The sequence below is a fragment of the Pseudomonas sp. SM4 genome (assembly GCF_051913165.1).
Taxonomy (GTDB): Bacteria; Pseudomonadota; Gammaproteobacteria; order Pseudomonadales; family Pseudomonadaceae; genus Aquipseudomonas.
This window is the reverse complement of the sequence record NZ_JBODOE010000001.1, coordinates 617,211-634,877: the sequence shown is the minus strand read 5'-3', so window position 1 is coordinate 634,877 and position 17,667 is coordinate 617,211. Positions and strand designations below refer to the sequence as shown.

The following is a 17,667-nucleotide window of genomic DNA, read 5'->3' as shown; positions in this document are numbered from 1 at the left end:
CTGCGATCTTTTAGCGTTTCAAACCTTAATGACCATTCCCCGAATGCCCACCCGCATGCCCTGCCCCCGCGCCCTTGCCGGCCTCACCTTTGCGGCCGCCTTCGGCTTCGTGCACAGGGGCTTTCTGCACTTGCTGAGCTAACTGATCAACCGCCTGCAAATTGCTTTTACGCACGGTCTCGACAAAGCCCTGATACGGCAGATCCGTCACCCCGACCAAGCCGAAATGACCATTCTCGCCATCGAGCAGACGCCCGGTCACCGGTTGATCCAGATACTGGAACCAGTGCACGCCGACAATCGAAGGCTCGCTCAAGGCCTGCTTGAGGAAATTGGCGTAGGCCGGGCCACGATCTTCTTCTTTGCTCAGTTGCGTCACGCCGCCCCAGAACGGGCCGCGATCAGCGGAGCCGAAGTTGAACTCGGTAATCAACACCGGTTTGTCCAAGGCACCCAGCGCGGCAAAGTCATAACCATCCTGTGGCTTGAGCGTGTACATGTTGAAACTCAGCACATCGCAGTACTGCGCGCAGGACGCCACGGCTTCCGGAGTGCTGATGGCGAATCGGCCGCCCAAAAGCATCTGGTTTGGCGCGTGCCATTTCAGCGAGTCGGAAATGGTCTTGAAGTACGTGTCAGCGAAGACCTTCTGGAAATATTTGAAGTCGGCTTCGATTTCCGGGTGTTCCGGGTTCGGCAATGGTGGTTCGAAGCCTGGGTCTTCCATCAATTCCCACGCCGGCAGGTCAATGCCCCAAGCCTTCGATAACCCGGCCTGATTGCGGTACTTGTCGCGCAGTTGCTTGAGGAAGGCACGCTTGGCCGGCACGTCGGTGGTCATTTTCAGCGTGCCGTAGGCCAACGCGTAACGCGATTTCGGGTCAGCGCCGGGACCGGCCCAAGCCAATTCGTTGTCGGCGTAATAGCCGATCAGCCACGGATCGTCACGGTGATCGCGGGCAGCAATGGCCACGGCGCGCTCGGTGGCCATGGCGAAACGCGGGTCGAACGGATCGGGCATGCCGCCCCACCAGTCGCTGCCGGTGCTGATGCTGGTGTAGTCACCAACGATCGACAGCGGCAAGGTGTACGGCACCCGCTCGGCATCGCCCAGCTCAGGCGCGCTCCAGTTGCCGACCGTGTTGAAGCCCCAGGCTTGCAGGCGATCAAGCGTGTGGTTGGCCCACTGCGACTCATCAATTGTTGCTTTACACGGCGCGGAAGTCTTTTCGCTGGCCACTTGCACGGTTTCAGTCTTGGCGGCTTCGGCGACGCCAGACTTCGGCTCGGCCGGTACAGCGGCAGCTTCTGATGCCTTGGCGGCGGCGGTTTCAGCCGCTTCAGCTTTCGCCGCTTCAGCAACGCCGGATTTGCTTTCGCTGTCCGCTTTGCACGGTTCGCCGTACACACGCTGCAAGTTGGCGCCGTAGAAGTCATACCAACGCCCATTACCGTAGCCACGGCCCTGATCGGCGCCGTTGCCGCCACGGTTATCGCCTTCGCCAAAATGTCTGGCCAAGGGCTCGTCAGCTTTTGGCAGCGATTCGAACATGTACTCGCGACCGGCCACGTAGGTCTGATTGACGTCCGGGCTGACGGTGTTGACGCCAAGGGAGTAGAACGGGTGCCCTTCCGGCGTCACCAGATACCAGCGACCATCACGCTTTTCCGTGCGGAAGAAGCCACTGGCCTTGAATGCCGGGCCTTTGTTCCAGCCACCGAACTTGTCCAGCGAGGACTTCTCGCGTTCGGCCAGCCAGGTTTTCAGCTGTTGCTGTTCCTTGGCGGCGGCGGATTTCAGCTGTTCGTCATTGGCGACTTTTTCCGGCCATTTGCTGCGGGTCGATTGCCCGTAGGCGTCGACCAGATTGCCATAAACAGCCTGGGTCACCGAGTCGCCGTCCTGCACACCGAAACGCTCGAGCAGCAAGCTCTGGGCGACTTTCGGCTGATCCATCGACAAGCTCACCGAGACCACCTGGCTGCGATCAATCTCACCGCTGCTGCTGGCCAGCAAAATCCGCTGGCCATCGACGGTCATCGGCATCGGCGGGCCGGCCTTCATGCCCTGGCTCAACGGTGCAGTCGCCACCAGTGGCACCAGCAACGTCTGCGCAGGACCTGCCGGCAGATCGACGCGGCTGACCAGCGTGCGGCCGTCATTGCTCTGGATTTGCACGTAAACGGTGACAGCCCAGTTCATCGCGCTCTGCAAGCGCAGGGTCATCATCCCCGACTGCGACCAATCCCAGGCACCGGTTTGCGGGGTCAGGCGTAAAGTCGGGCGGGCCACCGGATTGAAGGTTACCCGGCGCAGCACTTCGCCTTCAGCCGTCTGTTCGGCATTGGCTTGCGGCAAATCGGCGTTTTCTGTGGCGATCTTTACCACGTCGGCCGGACGCACAAAGTTGAACAGGGTCTGCTGACCGGCTGGCGCTGCGAGCAACGGCGCAGCGAAGATCAAGGCGAAAACGGCAGGCAACGAACGGCGAATCATAAGAACGGAGTTCTCCCTAACGACCAACTGAGGCCAATGGAAAAGCGATGGCAGAGAGATAGACAACGCAGTGGGCAAAACTGCCCACTGATGTCTCAGGATATTTCACGACGGAAGGGCGGCAACGCATTGAGGATCGCCTTGCCATAGCGCTGGGTGACCAGGCGCCGATCGAGCAAGGTGATGGTGCCGCGGTCTTCTTCGGTGCGCAGCAGACGCCCGCAGGCCTGAACCAGCTTCAGCGAGGCATCGGGCACGGAGATTTCCATGAACGGATTGCCGCCACGGGCTTCGATCCATTCCGACAACGCCGCTTCGACCGGGTCGTCCGGCACCGAGAACGGGATCTTGGCGATCACCACGTGCTCGCAGTACGCACCCGGCAAGTCGACACCTTCGGCAAAACTGGCGAGACCGAACAGCACGCTGGAATCACCGCCATCGACCCGCGCCTTGTGCTTGTTCAGGGTTTCCTGTTTCGACAGGTTGCCTTGAATGAACACTTGCTTGCGCCAGTCGCGGTCGAGGCCGTCGAACACGTCCTGCATCTGTTTGCGCGAAGAAAACAGCACCAGCGTGCCGCGCGAGCCTTCGACCAGATCCGGCAGATCACGAATGATCGCAGCGGTGTGCGCGGGGGCATCACGCGGATCGGCCTTCAGGTCCGGCACGCGCAACACGCCGGCATCGGCGTGATGGAACGGGCTCGGCACCACGGCGGTGACGGCTTTTTTCGGCAGACCGGCGCGCATGCGGAAGCGGTCGAAAGTGCCCAGCGCCGTCAGCGTTGCCGAGGTCACCAGGCAACCATAGGCCACGTTCCACAGACTGCGGCGCAGGGTTTCGGCAGCGAGGATCGGGCTGGCGTTGACCTCGATGTCGAACAGCGAGCCGCTTTCGGCCAGGGTCAGCCAACGCGCCATCGGCGGGCTGTCTTCCGGGTCTTCGGCGGTGAACGCGGTCCACAGTTCCCAGTTGCCGGAGGCGCGGGACAACAGGCTGCCGAACAACGGATACCACTCTTCGGCCTGATTGCTGGCGATACCGATGTTGACCTCGCCGTCCATGCCTTCCTTGAGCAAGTCGGTCAGACGGGTGAACAGATCGTTGAGGCGCGAAAAGCCCTTCTTCAGCTCGATGCCCATTTCGCGCATGTGCTCGGGAATCACCCCGGCGACGAAACGATGACGCGGCCGCTCACGGCCCTCGACGTCTTCGCCGGGTTTGAAATCGGCAACCTGCTCGCAGGCGCTGAACATGAACTGTTGCTGGGCCTTGATCTCCCGCGCCAGCTCCGGCACCTGCTCGATCAACTTGCCGAGATCGCCCGGCAGCGGATGCTGGGCGAGCAGTTTGGTAAGGTTCTTCGCGGTGGTTTCCAGCCAGTCAGCGGTGGAACGCAGGCGCGTGTAGTGGGCGAAGTGGCCGATCGCCTTGTCTGGCAGGTGGTGGCCTTCGTCGAACACGTAAATGGTGTCGCGCGGATCGGGAAGCACCGCCCCGCCGCCCAAGGCCAGGTCAGCGAGGACCATGTCGTGGTTGGTGACGATCACGTCGACCTTGCCCATGCCTTCGCGGGCCTTGTAGAAAGCGCACTGGCCGAAGTTCGGGCAATGACGGTTGGTGCACTGGCTGTGATCGGTGGTCAGACGCGCCCAATCGGCGTCTTCCAGCGCGTTCGGCCAACTGTCGCGGTCGCCGTCCCACTTATTGCCGGCGAGCTTTTCGATCATGCTGGTGAACAGCTTCTGACTGGCCTCATCGACCTCGATCTTGAAGCCTTCTTCTTCGAACAGCTGGGCGGTGGCGGTTTGCGCGTGACCTTCCTGCAAGAGCATGTCGAGCTTGGACAGGCACATGTAGCGGCCACGGCCCTTGGCCAGAGCAAATGTGAAATTCAGCCCGCTGTTGCGCATCAGGTCGGGCAAATCCTTATAGACGATCTGCTCTTGCAGCGCGACGGTCGCCGTGGCGATGACCAGACGCTTGCCGGCGGCTTTGGCCGTGGGGATCGCCGCCATGCTGTAGGCCACGGTCTTGCCGGTACCGGTGCCGGCTTCCACCGCAACAATTGCGGGGTCGCCACTGCGCCGGCCTTCGTCGTCGGTGTCGATATCCCCGAGGACTTTGGCGATTTCAGCGATCATCAGGCGCTGGCCGTAACGCGGCTTGAGGCTCTTGGCCTCTAGAAAACGCGAGTAGGCGCCCTGGATCGTGGTTTTGAGTTCAGTGCTGATCATTGAGTGTCGGGCGCAAAAACGCTGGATAAATTTTCAGTGGTTCGGTTCGGCGGCTATCATACCCCGCGAATCGATCCCGCGCAGAACGGAGTAACCCAATGACACTTTTTAGCCTCGTCTACCCCCTGCATGTCCTGTCCGCCCTGGTGTGGGTCGGCGGCATGTTTTTCGCCTGGATGGTCTTGCGCCCCGCGGCCGTGAAGGCTCTCGACGGCCCTGCCCGCCTGACGTTGTGGGTGGAAGTGTTTCAAGGTTTTTTCCGCTGGGTATGGGTCGCGGTGATCCTGTTGCCGATCAGCGGCGTGGGCATGTTGCATTTGCAGCAGGTCGGGTTTGAGACCGCGCCGAAATATGTGCAGGTGATGATCGGGTTGTACGTGGTGATGACGGCGCTGTTTATCCGGATTCAGGGGCTGATGCTGCCGGAGTTGCGCACGGCGGTGGACGCGAAGGACTGGCCGGCGGGTGCGGCGGTGCTGGGGCGGATTCGCCGGGTGGTGGGGATTAATTTGATTGTGGGGTTGGTGCTGGTGGCGATTGCCGCCGCAAGACCAATGTTCTGAAGATGATCGTTCCCACGCTCTGCGTGGGAACGCCGCAAGGGACGCTCCGCGTCCAGTAACGCGGAGCGTCACGGGCTGTGTTCCCACGCAGAGCGTGGGAACAATCAGTAAAAGCGCTTACAAACGCTGCACGGTCACCGCACCCGCCGCCCCCACTGGCCCAGGCTGACCATCCGCCCCGGCCTTGCCATTCTTGCCGCCATCGGCGCGATACACCAGGCAGCCCTTGGACTTGCCGCCCTTCCCTGCCTTACCGCCAACACCCGCCGGGCCACCGGCACCGCCAGCCACGTTGACCTTGATCAAATCGGCCGGAAACTCGCGTGGCACTTCCAGCCGCACTAGCGCACCCGGGGCACCGGGCTGACCGTCGCTGCCGTTACTGCCATCAAAACCATGACCAGCCGAGCCATAGGTGCAGCCCGGATCTTCACCATTGCCGCCATCCAGACCGACAAAACCCGGTGCACCGGTGCCGCCACGGGCATCAACCGACAGCTGCGGCGCGTTCAATGACTTGAATTGCAGATTCAGATTACGCCCGGCACGGGCGGCTTTTTCATAGGTGCCCGGTGCGCCGCGCGCGGTAATTTTGCTGCCTTCGCTCAGTTCGGCGCGCGCGACCTTCAGGTCCAGCGCCTGTTCACCCGGAACGATCGCAATGCGCGCTTCATGACCAAGGCGCAGTTCACCGACGCTTAACTCGGTCACGTTGGCAGGAATCAACAGCGTGCCGTAATCGGCGACTTCCAGTTTTTCAAGCTGCAAGGTGCTGGCGGTGTTGGGCAAACGCATCAGCGAATTGGTTTCGACACTGACCACCTGGGCGCAGGCCAAAGGACTGATGAATGCAGCGAGCAGGCAAAGTTTACGCATGGGAAGAAGCCTCCGGAGCGGCCGGGGCCGGGATGGTTTGCAGGTGGAATACGCCGAACAACAGAATGCGGCCACGGTCACGCCAAGGGTGCGGACGGCCTTTGAGGCTGCGATTGCACAGCAGCACTTCGAGTACATGAATCAGCAACAGCAGACCACCGGCCAGATTGACCAGCAGGTGCAGCGGATGTACGAACGGCACCAGTTGATTGGCCAGCACCACGCAGCAGAACAGCAGGGTCAACAAACGCCCCAGCCCCCAGAACAGTTTCATACGCTCCCCCGTGTTGCGAATTATTCTTTGGGCGCACAGTAACGGCTTCTGCGGGGGATAAGCCAGAGGGGAAAATGAAAAAACTTCGTTGCACCGCCAAATGGCTGCCGGAACGACGATGATCGTCGCCCGGCAGCTCTAGCCTGCGCCCTTCAGACGCGTCCTAACGATTGATGTGCAACTCCACGCGACGGTTTTGCGCGCGTCCCTCGTCGGTAGCGTTGTCGGCCACCGGTTCGCTTTCCCCGCGACCTTCACTGGTGAGTTTGTTCGGTGCCAGGCCCTGGCTCAGCAGATACGCCGCAACACTGCTCGCGCGCCGTTCCGACAAGGCCTGGTTATACGCATCCGAGCCTTTGCTGTCGGTATGCCCGATGACCTTGATGCTCACCACGTCAGCATTGCGCAGCTTGTCCATCAGCGTATCGAGCTGGGCTTTCGCCGCCGGAGTCAGGTCGGACTTGTCGAAATCGAACAGCACGTTGCCGGCATCGCTGAGGGTAATCACCTCAGTCTGCGGCGCTGGTTCTGGTACTTTTTCGGTGACTGGATATTGCGGCAGCGGGCAACCGCGGTGATCGACCGGGGTATTTTGCGGAGTGTCCGGGCAACGGTCGCGGCGGTCGAATACGCCGTCGTCATCCTCATCGCCGTCCTGGGCATAACAGATCAGTCCGCCGGTCAGAATCCCCAGCGCTGCGCCGCCACCGGCCCAGCCGCCACTTTCAATGGCGCCGAGACCGCCACCGACCAGCCCGCCGATAAGGCTGCAGATCGGCCACGTACGTTGATTGAGGGGGGCAGTGCCATCGCTGTGGGTGGCGCAACCGGTGAGCAAGCTGCCTAGCAGTAGTACCGGCAAGACGGACCTTGAGAAAACACTCATTGTGAAAGCTCCTGTGTCACCGGCCCATACCGGTTACACAGGAGTAAAGACCCGCATCCGCGACTGCACAAGCCGCGGATGCGAGAGGTCTAGCGGACGATTTTGATTTCGGTACGACGGTTTTGCGCGCGACCATCAGCCGATTTGTTATCGGCCACAGGCTGGCTTTCACCCAGACCGGACACCGACACGAAGCTGGCACGCGGTACGCCCTGCTGGATCAGGTACTCAACCACCGAGTGCGCACGACGATCCGACAGTTTCTTGTTGTAGGCATCGCTGCCGACACTGTCGGTGTGACCGGTCACGGTCAGTTGTGCGGTGGAGGACTCCTGTTTCAGGCGCGTGGCGACCTTGTCGAGCACTTGTTTGTCAGGACCGGTCAGCGTGGCTTTGTCGAACTGGAAGTGCACATCACGAATGACGATGGTTTCTTCCTTGACCACTACAGCTTCTTCAACCACTGGCGCAGGGGCAGGTGGAGGGCAGCCGTCAGCATCGACTTGCACACCTTTCGGCGTGCCCGGGCACTTGTCGCGACTGTCCGGCACACCATCGCCGTCTTCGTCGCCATCACCGTGCACCCAGCAATAGGCTGCCGCAGTACCACCGACGATCAGCGCGCCGTAACCCGCCCACGCCGAGCTTTCCGTCGCGCCGAGACCGGCACCGACGACACCGCCGACCGCCGCACAGGTCGGCCAGTCGGTTTTCTGCAAACCTGCACAACCAGTCAACACACTGGTTAGCAGAACCAAGGGTAATGCTGTCCGAACTATGCTCATCTAGTTTTCTCCTGAGGGATCGGCTTAGAACCGATTCAGGGAGTAAAGACCGGAGTTTTAATCTCCGCCAGCAATAGGCCACTGCTGTTTGCGACCGTGTTCACAGGACTTTGGCGCTTTTGCCGAAAACCCGCGAGACAGGGCGCTAGGCTCCGGTGATGGAGCGCGCTAGTCTTGGCGATCTGATTGAGGAGCTTCGATGAACGTCGCCATTTCTTCGCGCACGCCACAGCAGGCGTTGGCTGCTTTACTGGATCGTTATGCCCCGGCACGCTTGCTGTTGATCGGCGCCAGCGAGTTTCCGGCGTTGAGTGCTTTTAAAGAGGCACATCCGGACACCGTCGTCGCCCATGCTGCGCCGGGTGCGTTGCCTGCAGAGGTAGCCGCCCAGCGTTTCGACCTGGCGCTGGTGGTCGATTGCCTGGAACATCTGCCCAAGCGCGATGGCCTGAACCTGTTGGGCGGGATTCGCAATTTGAACGCCAGCCGCATCGCCGTGCTGGCGGATCTGGCAGCCTGTGGCTGGCAGGAAACCGACTTTTATTCACTGGCCCTGCAAGCCAGCGAGCGCTTCCAGCGCGACGATCAAGTGTTGACGCTGTTCACCTACGATCTGCTTGAATACAAACAAGTCCCCGACTGGCTCAACTCACGGTTCTGGGCCAATCCGGAAAACTTCGGCAAATACTGGTGGTAATGCAATGAGTACAGCCATTTGCCCGTGCGGCAGCGGCAATCTGCTGGAGGCCTGCTGCGGCCATTATCACGCAGGCCTCCCGGCCCCGTGCGCCGAGGCGCTGATGCGTTCGCGCTACAGCGCCTACGTGCTGGGCCTGATCGACTATCTGGTGGCGACCACCCTGCCCGCCCAGCAAGCGGGCCTGGATCGCCAGTCGATCAGCAACTGGAGCGCGCAGAGCACCTGGCTGGGCCTTGAGGTGGAGCATTCGGAAGTCTTCGGCGGCCAGCCGGAACACGCCTTTGTCACCTTCACCGCACGCTGGCATGACAGTCAGGGCGAACACAGCCATCGCGAGCGTTCCTCGTTTGTGCAGAACACCGGACGCTGGTACTTCATCGACCCGACGGTGCAGATGAAGCTGGGGCGCAATGACAGCTGCCCGTGCGCGAGTGGGCAGAAGTTCAAGAAGTGCTGCGCGGGGTACTTCGGAGCTTAAGATTAAAAGATCGCAGCCTGCGGCAGCTCCTGCATGAGATTGCGTACCCTGTAGGAGCTGCCGAAGGCTGCGATCTTTTAGCGTCTAGACTGGCACCAAAGGGAGTCAAACCATGCTCGGTCGTCGGCGCACCTGCCAATGCTTCATTCTGATGCTGATCCTGAACCTCGGCGGCTGTGCCTCGTGGTTCAGCGACGACAGCGTCGACCCCGCCGTGCATCTGGTGAAAGTCGAAGTGGTGCGCGCCAAACTGCTCGAACAAAAATTCATCCTGCACTTTCGCATCGACAACCCCAACGACAGCGACCTGACCGTGCGCGGCCTCGAATACCGCATTCATCTGGCCGACATGCTGCTGGCCGAGGGCGAGCATGAACACTGGTTCACGGTGGGACCCAAGCGCAGTGCCTATTTCAAAGTACCGATCCGCACCAACCTGTGGCCGAAGGTAAAAGACGTGGTGAAAATGCTGAAAAGTCCGACCCAGCAGATTCCCTATCGCTTGCAGGGTGAAATGGAAACCGGTTTATTCATCGCTCACTACGTGCACCTCGAGCGCAATGGCGTGATAATCCCCGCCGATTTTATTCCGGAGCAACACCGATGACCCAGCAACCTCATGTCCATGGCCCTGACTGCAACCACGATCATGATCATGACCATCATCACGATCATGACCACGGCCACGTCCACGGCCCGAACTGCGGCCACGCCCACCAGGAACCGGTGCGCAACGCCCTGAAAGACGTCGGCCGCAACGACCCTTGCCCATGCGGCAACGGCAAGAAATTCAAAAAGTGCCACGGCGCTTGATGCTCAAGGCGAAGACCTTCTTCGCCTGACCTGACGCCTTCGCGAGCAGGCTCGCTGCCACCGTTGATCTGCACTGAACACATTTTTTGTGGACATCTGCAGGCCCTGTGGGAGCTGGCTTGCCAGCGATGAGGCCGGCACATTCAACATTGATGTCGCCTGTTACTCCGCCATCGCTGCGATGCGGCGTTCCGACAAGCCAGCTCCCACAGGTTTATCAGTCGGCTGCCAAAATCAGGGCAGTACTGACCACCGTCGCATACTCCCCGTGCAAATTCCCCAGCGACATCGCGTGCACCTCTTCAGCCGTGCGCAGCGTGCCGAAATAATCGGCCTTGTCGAAGGTAAAACACGCATCCTCAGCCACAAACGTATCGAACCCCAAATTGCCTGCGGTACGTGCCGTTGACTCAACCGAGTTATGGGTCGCCACACCCACGATGATCAGTTGCCCGACCTCCGCCTCACGCAACTGCACCTCCAAGCCGCTGGCACAAAACGCATCCGGCACCTGTTTCTGAATCAGCCATTCGCCGTCCTGCGGCAAAAACCGCCGCTGAAACTCAACGCCTTCCTGCCCGGGCCAAAACACCGAATCAGGCTCGCGCGACAGGTGCTGCACATGAATCACCGGCCTTGAACTTCGCCGCCAAAACCCCAGCAGATCAAGAATCCGTTCCTCAGCCAGAGGATTATTGCGTCGCCCCAGACGCGGCTGCAGGATGCCTTTTTGCTGGTCGATGATGATCAGTGCTGCATTGGCCTGAAGCTCCATGGCGATTTTTCTCACGCGGGGTCATTGAATTCTGCGCAGTTCAGCATCACCTCCTGATAACAGGCAAGCTATCGAACGCACACGGGATCACCTGACGCTGGCGTTTGCTGTCCGCACGTAAGCCATTTTCTGATTTGGAGCTTTCCATGATCGACCTGTATTACTGGACCACCCCCAACGGCCACAAGATCTCGCTGTTCCTCGAAGAGGCCGGCCTGCCGTACAACGTGCACCCGATCAACATCAGCCAGGGTGAGCAGTTCCAGCCGCACTTTCTGAAGATCGCCCCGAACAACCGCATCCCGGCCATCGTCGACCATGAACCGGCCGATGGCGGTGAGCCGTTGTCGTTGTTCGAATCCGGGGCGATTCTTTTGTATCTGGCGGAGAAGACCGGGAAGTTTCTGCCCAAGGATCTGCGCGGTCGGCAAACGGCGTTGCAGTGGCTGTTCTGGCAGATGGGCGGATTGGGGCCGATGGCCGGGCAAAATCATCACTTCAGCCAGTTCGCCCCGGAGAAAATCCCTTACGCGATCAAGCGCTACATCGACGAGACCGCACGTTTATACGGCGTATTGAACAAGCAACTGGCCGAAAACGAATTTGTGGCGGGCAGTGAATACAGCATTGCCGACATGGCGATTTACCCGTGGATCGTCTCGCACAAATGGCAGAGCCAGAATCTGGAAGACTTCCCGCATGTGCAGCGCTGGTTCAACCACATCAAGGATCGCCCGGCGACGGTGAAGGCGTATGCGCTGGTGCAGAAAATCAATCCGCCGAAATCCTGATTGATGTCAGGGAAGACCTTTGTGGCGAGGGGATTTATCCCCGTTGGGCTGCGCAGCAGCCCCAAAAACTGCAATCACGGTGTGCCAGACTCATCCTGGTTGCAGGAATCAGGGCCGCTTCGCAGCCCAACGGGGATATATCCCCTCGCCACAGGTGTTGTGTTGTCCTCAGGTGAACGGTTTATCAGACAAATCCTGAAATAACCCCCGCCCCCGCTTGCGCGGCATCCTCCTGCTCACTAACGTAGCGCCTTTACTGACGCTACCCCCCGCAGGAGCTTTGCCATGGCCTCGCCAGCCCTCACACATTTTCTTCCCCGGTTCGGCGTTGCCGCAGCAGTGGCCGGTGTTTTGGGCCTGTCCGGTTGCCAGACCTGGAACGCTCAGGACACCCTCCCGCCGACCTCCGGCGTGCAACCGCTCAAGGGCCTGGCGCAGAACGTGTCGGTGCGACGCAATGCCATGGGCATGCCGTTGATCGAAAGTAATACCTTCCACGACGCGCTGTTCAGCCTCGGCTACGTCCACGCCAGCGATCGCATCAACCAGATGGTTACCTTGCGCCTGCTGGCTCAGGGCCGTCTGGCGGAAATGTCCGGCGCGTCGATGCTCGATGCTGACCGCTACATGCGCGCGGTCAACCTGAAGAAAAGCGCCGCCGAGCTGTATAAAGCCTCATCGCCACGCCTCAAGCGCTTCTTCGAAGTCTATGCGCGGGGCGTCAATGCCTACCTGTTCCGCTACGCCGACAAACTGCCGGGTGACCTCGCCTCCAGCGGCTACAAGCCCGAATACTGGAAACCCGAAGACTCGGCGCTGATTTTCGCCCTGCTGAATTTCAGCCAGTCGGCCAACCTGCCGGAAGAAATTTCCGCGCTAGTGCTCGCGCAAACCGTGACCACCGACAAACTCGCCTGGCTGACGCCGTCCGCTCCCGATGAAAACCTGCCGCTGGCCGAAGCCGACAAGCTGCAAGGCCTCAAGCTCAACGGGCAGATTCCCGGCCTGACCGAGTTGAGCAGCGCCAGCCAGCAACTGTCGGCGCTGAACCTGTTGGGCACGACGTCTTCGAACAACTGGGCGATCGCCCCGCAACGCAGCCGCAGCGGCAAGAGCATTCTGGCCAGCGATGCCCACGGGCCGCTGGCTGCGCCTTCGCTGTGGAGCTTCGTGCAGATCCGCGCACCGAAATATCAGGCGGCGGGTGTGACCGTTGCCGGTTTGCCGCTGGTACTGGGTGGTTTCAACGGCAAAGTGGCGTGGAGCATGACCAGCGTGCTCGGCGACAACCAGGACCTGTTTCTGGAAAAAATCCGTCGTCAGGGCAGCAGCCTGGCCTATGAGGTCAACGGCAAATGGCAGCCGCTGGGCGTGCGCAACGAAACCTACTTCGTCAAAGGCCAGCGACCGGTTCGCGAAGCGGTGTACGAAACCCGCCACGGTGCGCTGCTCAACAGCGCCCAGGCTGCCGCGCAAGGCAATGGTTTCGGCGTAGCGTTGCAGACGCCGAGCTTCACCGACGACAAGTCGCTGGACGCCTTTTTTGATCTGACCCGCGCTCAAACCGTTGAACGTGCATCGGACGCCAGCCGTGAAATCCGCGCCATCGCGCTGAATCTGGTGTTCGCCGACGCGAGCAACATTGGCTGGCAAGTCACCGGCCGCTACCCCAATCGCCGTGAAGGCGAAGGCTTGCTGCCCTCGCCGGGCTGGGAAGGTCGCTACGACTGGGACGGTTACGCCGACCCGATGCTGCACCCCTACGATCAGGACCCGGCGCAAGGCTGGCTCGGCACCGCCAACCAGCGCGTGATTCCTCACGGTTACGGCATGCAGCTGTCCAATTCCTGGGCCGCACCGGAGCGTGGCGAACGCCTGGCTGAACTGGCCGGCAGCGGCAAGCATGACAGCCGCAGCGTGATCGCCATGCAGTACGACCAGACCACCACGTTTGCTGCCAAGCTGAAGAAAGTCTTCGAAGCTCCGGGCATGAAGCAACCGCTGAAACAGGCGATAGATGCCCTGCCGGAAGCGGATCGCAGCAAGGCGCGCGAGGCTTTCACGCGGTTGATGGCGTTCGACGGCAAGCTCAGCCCGACCTCGGCGGACGCGGCGATTTATGAGCTGTTCCTGCAGGAAAGCATGAAGCAGATCTTCCTCGACGAACTGGGTCCGGAATCGAGCCCGGCGTGGAAAGCGTTTATCGCCAACGGTGATTTGTCCTACGCGGCACAGGCCGATCACCTGCTGGGGCGCGAAGACAGCCCGTTCTGGGACGACATTCGCACGCCGCAGAAAGAAGACAAAGCGCTGATTCTCGCCCGCAGCATGGCCGCCGCGATCAGCGCGGGCGACAGTCAACTGGGCGGCGATCACAAGGCTTGGCAGTGGGGCAAATTGCACAGCTATACCTGGAAAAACAGCAATGGCCAGAACGTGCGTGGCCCACTGGCGGCGGGTGGCGATCACACTACGTTGAACACCGCAGCGTTTGCCTGGGGCCAGGATTTCACCACCAACCGCGCACCTTCGATGCGTTTCATCGTCGACTTCGGTCAGACTGAACCGCTGATGGGCCAGAACGGTACAGGGCAATCGGGGAATCCGGTCAGCCCGAATTACCTGAACGGGATTGATGCGTGGCTGAAGGGGCAATACATCGGTTTGCCGATGCAGCCGCAGAACTTTGACCGGGTGTATGGCAAAACTCGTTTGACTCTTACCCCGGGCAAGTAACGGCAAGATCAAAAGATCGCAGCCTGCGGCAGCTCCTACACCGATCAATGTAGGAGCTGCCGAAGGCTGCGATCTTTTGCTTTTTACCCCCGCGAAAAAGTCGATAGAACTTCCAGCCCAGCGCCAGCCTCATAGCTAACAAGCCCCCCATTCTGGTAACGACATGGACCTTGTTATCGCGCGTCCCGAAGGTCTTTATTGCCCTGCGGGTGATTTCTACATCGACCCCTGGCGCCCCGTCGAGCGCTCGGTGATCACCCATGCCCACGGCGATCATGCCCGCACGGGCAATCAGCATTACCTTTCCAGCAGCGCCAGCGAAGGGATTTTGCGCGCGCGTCTGGGCCAGGACATCAATCTGCAAACCCTCGCTTACGGCCAACGCCTCACCCACCATGGCGTCACCCTGAGTTTTCACCCCGCCGGCCACGTGCTCGGCTCCGCACAGGTGCGTCTCGAATACGGCGGCGAAGTCTGGGTCGCGTCCGGTGATTACAAGGTCGAGCCGGATGGCACCTGTGCGCCATTCGAACCGGTGCGCTGCCACACCTTCATCACTGAATCGACCTTCGGCCTGCCGATCTATCGCTGGCAGCCGCAGGCGCAAATCTTCGCCGAGATCAATCAGTGGTGGGCAGCCAACATCGCCGCCGGCAAGGCCAGCGTGCTGTTCTGCTATTCGTTCGGCAAGGCCCAGCGGATTCTCCACGGCATAGACGAAAGCCTCGGGCCGATTCTCAGCCATGGTGCGGTCGAGCCGCTGAACCGGGTGTACCGCGAAGCAGGCGTGTATCTGCCGCCGACGATTTACGCCGGTGACGTCAGCAAAAATGATCCGCTCATGCGTCAGGCTTTGGTCATCGCCCCACCCTCGGCCGGCGGCAGTAGCTGGATGCGCCGCTTTGGCGACTTCAGCGATGCCTTCGCCAGTGGCTGGATGCGTTTGCGCGGCACCCGCCGGCGGCGCGGCGTCGATCGCGGTTTCGTGCTCTCCGATCACGCCGACTGGCCCGGCCTGTTATGGGCGATCAACCAGACCGGCGCCGAACGGGTGATGGTCACGCACGGCTCGATCGGCGTGCTGGTGCGCCATCTGCGCGAGCAAGGCCTCGATGCCCAAGGCTTCAACACTGAATACGGCGATGACGAGGAAGACAACATCGCCGCCGAACCCACCGTCGCCGAGACTCCCACATGAAAGCCTTCGCCGAGTTGTACGCCGAGCTCGACGCCACCACTTCAAGCAACGCCAAACTGGCAGCGATGCAGGCTTACTTCGCCCAGGCAGCGCCGCAGGACGCGGCGTGGGCGGTGTACTTTTTGTCCGGTGGACGGCCTCGGCAATTGGTGCCGGTGCGCATTCTGCGCGAGATTGCCGTGGACATGTCCGGCCTCGAACCTTGGCTGTTCGAAGAGAGTTATCAGTCCGTCGGCGATCTGGCGGAAACCATTTCGCTGGTGCTTCCGGAAAACCTGCACAGCTCCGACGCCGGCCTCGCCGAATGGATTGAAGACAAACTGCTGCCATTGCGCGGTGAAACCCCGGAGTTCCTCTCGCGCCAGTTGCCTGATCTGTGGACACAACTGGATCGGTCGAGCCTGATGCTGTGCATCAAACTGATCACCGGCAGCTTTCGTGTCGGCGTGTCGAAATTGCTCGTCACCCGCGCGCTGGCGTCGATGGCCGGCCTGGACAGCAAACGCGTGGCACAACGGCTGGTGGGTTACACCGATCTGTCGAACCGCCCGAATGCCGCCAGCTACCTGAAACTGATCGCCCCTGAATCCGCTGATGAACATGCCCAGCGCGGCGGTCAGCCCTACCCGTTTTTCCTCGCCCACGCGTTGTCGCAACCGGTTGAAGAGTTTGAAGCGCTAATCGGGCCGGCCAGTCATTGGCAGATTGAATGGAAATGGGATGGCATCCGCGCGCAAGTGGTCAAGCGCGACGGCAAATTGTGGGTATGGTCACGCGGCGAGGAACTGGTCACCGAGCGTTTTCCCGAACTGGATGTGCTGGTGCACGGCTTGCCGGATGGCACGGTGATCGACGGCGAAATCGTTGTGTGGAAAAGCACTCACCCGACCACCGAAGATGCCTTCGATCCGCAATCGACAGAGCCGCCAGCGGTGCAGCCGTTCGCCCTGCTGCAACAGCGCATCGGCCGCAAAACCCTCGACAAGAAAATCCTCGAAGAGGTGCCGGTGGTGGTGCTCGCCTACGATTTGCTGGAATGGCAGGGCGAGGACTGGCGCAATCAGCCACAGGCCAAACGCCGAGCACAATTGGAAGAGGTCATCGCGCGCTGTAACAGTCCGGTGTTACTGCCCTCGCCCGTGCTGACCGGCAACGACTGGTTCGACCTTGACCGCCAGCGCGAGGCCTCCCGGCGTTTGGGCGTCGAAGGGATGATGCTCAAAGCGCGCGATTCGCTGTACGGCGTTGGCCGTACCAAGGACATGGGCGTCTGGTGGAAGTGGAAGGTTGATCCGTTCAGCGTCGATGCGGTGTTGATTTACGCGCAACGCGGGCATGGTCGGCGCGCCAGTTTGTACAGCGATTACACCTTTGCCGTGTGGGATGGGCCGCCAGAGTCGAGTCAGCGGGCGCTGGTGCCGTTCGCCAAGGCGTATTCGGGACTGACGGATGCGGAGATGCGTCAGGTCGACAGCATTGTGCGCAAGACCACGGTGGAGAAATTTGGGCCGGTGAGTAGCGTGAAACCGAGTTTGGTGTTTGAACTGGGCTTCGAAGGCATCGCCCTGTCGCGGCGGCACAAGAGCGGAATTGCCGTGCGGTTCCCGCGGATGTTGCGCTGGCGCCAGGATAAAACTGTGGATGAAGCGGACAGCCTCGCCACCCTGCAAGACCTGCTGGCCTGATCCATTGCCCGGTGACAACGCAAAACCCTGTGGCGAGGGGATTTATCCCCGTTCGGCTGCGAAGCAGTCGCAAAACCTGAGTCTGCGGTCTTCCAGTGAAATTGCAGGGGGCCGCTTCGCTGCCCAACGGGGCGGTGCGACGTTTCGCTAAATCCCCTCGCCACAGATAAATCCCTGCACCACAGATGAATCACTGCACCACAGGGAAATCACATTCCGCAAAACCTGGGGTTTGATCCGAAAGGGTGCAACGAAATCGCAATGCCCATTTCCGGGCATTCCATCCCCCTCGCCGCCCCCCGCCCAACCTTTTAAAACACTTGTTCGGGACTATGGTTCGGAAATTGCTACTTTCTATAGGTCGTACGCG

Annotated in this window: 16 protein-coding genes; 9 read left to right on the top strand and 7 right to left on the bottom strand. The window is 60.8% G+C overall.

Features of this window, described 5'->3' with window-relative positions; genetic code table 11:
- Positions 1-25: 25 nt before the first annotated feature.
- The gene (locus tag ACQ4MY_RS02900) at positions 26-2,497 is read right to left on the bottom strand and encodes a beta-agarase (RefSeq protein WP_440093601.1); all 2,472 of its coding nucleotides are present in this window, start codon (positions 2,495-2,497) and stop codon (positions 26-28) included.
- A gap of 95 nt (positions 2,498-2,592) precedes the next feature.
- Positions 2,593-4,737 carry an ATP-dependent DNA helicase DinG gene (gene dinG / locus ACQ4MY_RS02895; RefSeq protein ID WP_008085357.1) on the bottom strand — a complete coding sequence of 715 codons (2,145 nt, stop codon included), beginning with the start codon at positions 4,735-4,737 and terminating at the stop codon, positions 2,593-2,595.
- 98 nt (positions 4,738-4,835) lie between these two features.
- Between dinG and ACQ4MY_RS02890 the strand changes: the two genes are divergently transcribed.
- Entirely contained in the window at positions 4,836-5,300 is a 465-nt protein-coding gene (locus ACQ4MY_RS02890; protein ID WP_440093599.1) for a CopD family protein, read from the top strand.
- 117 nt (positions 5,301-5,417) lie between these two features.
- On the opposite strand, the gene ACQ4MY_RS02885 is transcribed toward ACQ4MY_RS02890, so the two are convergent.
- The 4 genes from ACQ4MY_RS02885 to ACQ4MY_RS02870 form a co-directional block, all read right to left on the bottom strand.
- Positions 5,418-6,176 carry a collagen-like protein gene (locus ACQ4MY_RS02885; protein WP_440093597.1) on the bottom strand — a complete coding sequence of 253 codons (759 nt, stop codon included), beginning with the start codon at positions 6,174-6,176 and terminating at the stop codon, positions 5,418-5,420.
- Positions 6,169-6,450 (bottom strand): DUF1145 domain-containing protein, encoded by a 282-nt coding sequence (locus tag ACQ4MY_RS02880; RefSeq protein ID WP_440093595.1) that lies wholly within the window; start codon positions 6,448-6,450, stop codon positions 6,169-6,171. Before ACQ4MY_RS02880 ends, ACQ4MY_RS02885 begins: the two co-directional genes overlap by 8 nt.
- 163 nt (positions 6,451-6,613) lie before the next feature.
- Positions 6,614-7,336, bottom strand: a complete 723-nt coding sequence (locus tag ACQ4MY_RS02875) for an OmpA family protein (RefSeq protein ID WP_440093593.1) — start codon at positions 7,334-7,336, stop codon at positions 6,614-6,616.
- A gap of 89 nt (positions 7,337-7,425) precedes the next feature.
- The gene (locus tag ACQ4MY_RS02870; RefSeq protein ID WP_008083923.1) at positions 7,426-8,121 is read right to left on the bottom strand and encodes an OmpA family protein; all 696 of its coding nucleotides are present in this window, start codon (positions 8,119-8,121) and stop codon (positions 7,426-7,428) included.
- A 199-nt stretch (positions 8,122-8,320) separates the two neighbouring features.
- Between ACQ4MY_RS02870 and ACQ4MY_RS02865 the strand changes: the two genes are divergently transcribed.
- From ACQ4MY_RS02865 to ACQ4MY_RS02850, 4 genes are all read left to right on the top strand, one after another.
- A complete protein-coding gene (locus ACQ4MY_RS02865) occupies positions 8,321-8,818 on the top strand; it encodes a DUF6231 family protein (RefSeq protein WP_440093591.1) in 498 nt (165 codons plus the stop codon).
- A 4-nt stretch (positions 8,819-8,822) separates the two neighbouring features.
- Positions 8,823-9,299 carry a YchJ family protein gene (locus ACQ4MY_RS02860; protein ID WP_045123197.1) on the top strand — a complete coding sequence of 159 codons (477 nt, stop codon included), beginning with the start codon at positions 8,823-8,825 and terminating at the stop codon, positions 9,297-9,299.
- 112 nt (positions 9,300-9,411) lie between these two features.
- Complete coding sequence (locus ACQ4MY_RS02855; RefSeq protein WP_440093590.1) at positions 9,412-9,906, top strand: LEA type 2 family protein; 495 nt, start codon at positions 9,412-9,414, stop codon at positions 9,904-9,906.
- On the top strand, positions 9,903-10,112 hold the full coding sequence (locus tag ACQ4MY_RS02850; protein ID WP_008083915.1) for an SEC-C metal-binding domain-containing protein: 210 nt from the start codon (positions 9,903-9,905) through the stop codon (positions 10,110-10,112). Before ACQ4MY_RS02855 ends, ACQ4MY_RS02850 begins: the two co-directional genes overlap by 4 nt.
- A 217-nt stretch (positions 10,113-10,329) precedes the next feature.
- Here ACQ4MY_RS02850 and ACQ4MY_RS02845 read toward each other — a convergent pair whose 3' ends face one another.
- Positions 10,330-10,887 (bottom strand): cysteine hydrolase family protein, encoded by a 558-nt coding sequence (locus tag ACQ4MY_RS02845; protein WP_440093655.1) that lies wholly within the window; start codon positions 10,885-10,887, stop codon positions 10,330-10,332.
- A 146-nt stretch (positions 10,888-11,033) separates the two neighbouring features.
- Here ACQ4MY_RS02845 and ACQ4MY_RS02840 point away from each other — a divergent pair, with 146 nt between their 5' ends.
- The 4 genes from ACQ4MY_RS02840 to ACQ4MY_RS02825 all read left to right on the top strand — a co-directional run bounded on the left by ACQ4MY_RS02840 (position 11,034) and on the right by ACQ4MY_RS02825 (position 17,297).
- Entirely contained in the window at positions 11,034-11,678 is a 645-nt protein-coding gene (locus ACQ4MY_RS02840) for a glutathione binding-like protein (RefSeq protein WP_440093588.1), read from the top strand.
- A gap of 285 nt (positions 11,679-11,963) precedes the next feature.
- Positions 11,964-14,414: a penicillin acylase family protein gene (locus tag ACQ4MY_RS02835; RefSeq protein ID WP_440093586.1), complete on the top strand. Its 2,451-nt coding sequence runs from the start codon at positions 11,964-11,966 to the stop codon at positions 14,412-14,414.
- 163 nt (positions 14,415-14,577) lie between these two features.
- Entirely contained in the window at positions 14,578-15,612 is a 1,035-nt protein-coding gene (locus ACQ4MY_RS02830; RefSeq protein WP_008083904.1) for a ligase-associated DNA damage response exonuclease, read from the top strand.
- The gene (locus tag ACQ4MY_RS02825) at positions 15,609-17,297 is read left to right on the top strand and encodes an ATP-dependent DNA ligase (protein ID WP_440093585.1); all 1,689 of its coding nucleotides are present in this window, start codon (positions 15,609-15,611) and stop codon (positions 17,295-17,297) included. Before ACQ4MY_RS02830 ends, ACQ4MY_RS02825 begins: the two co-directional genes overlap by 4 nt.
- Positions 17,298-17,667: the final 370 nt, after the last annotated feature.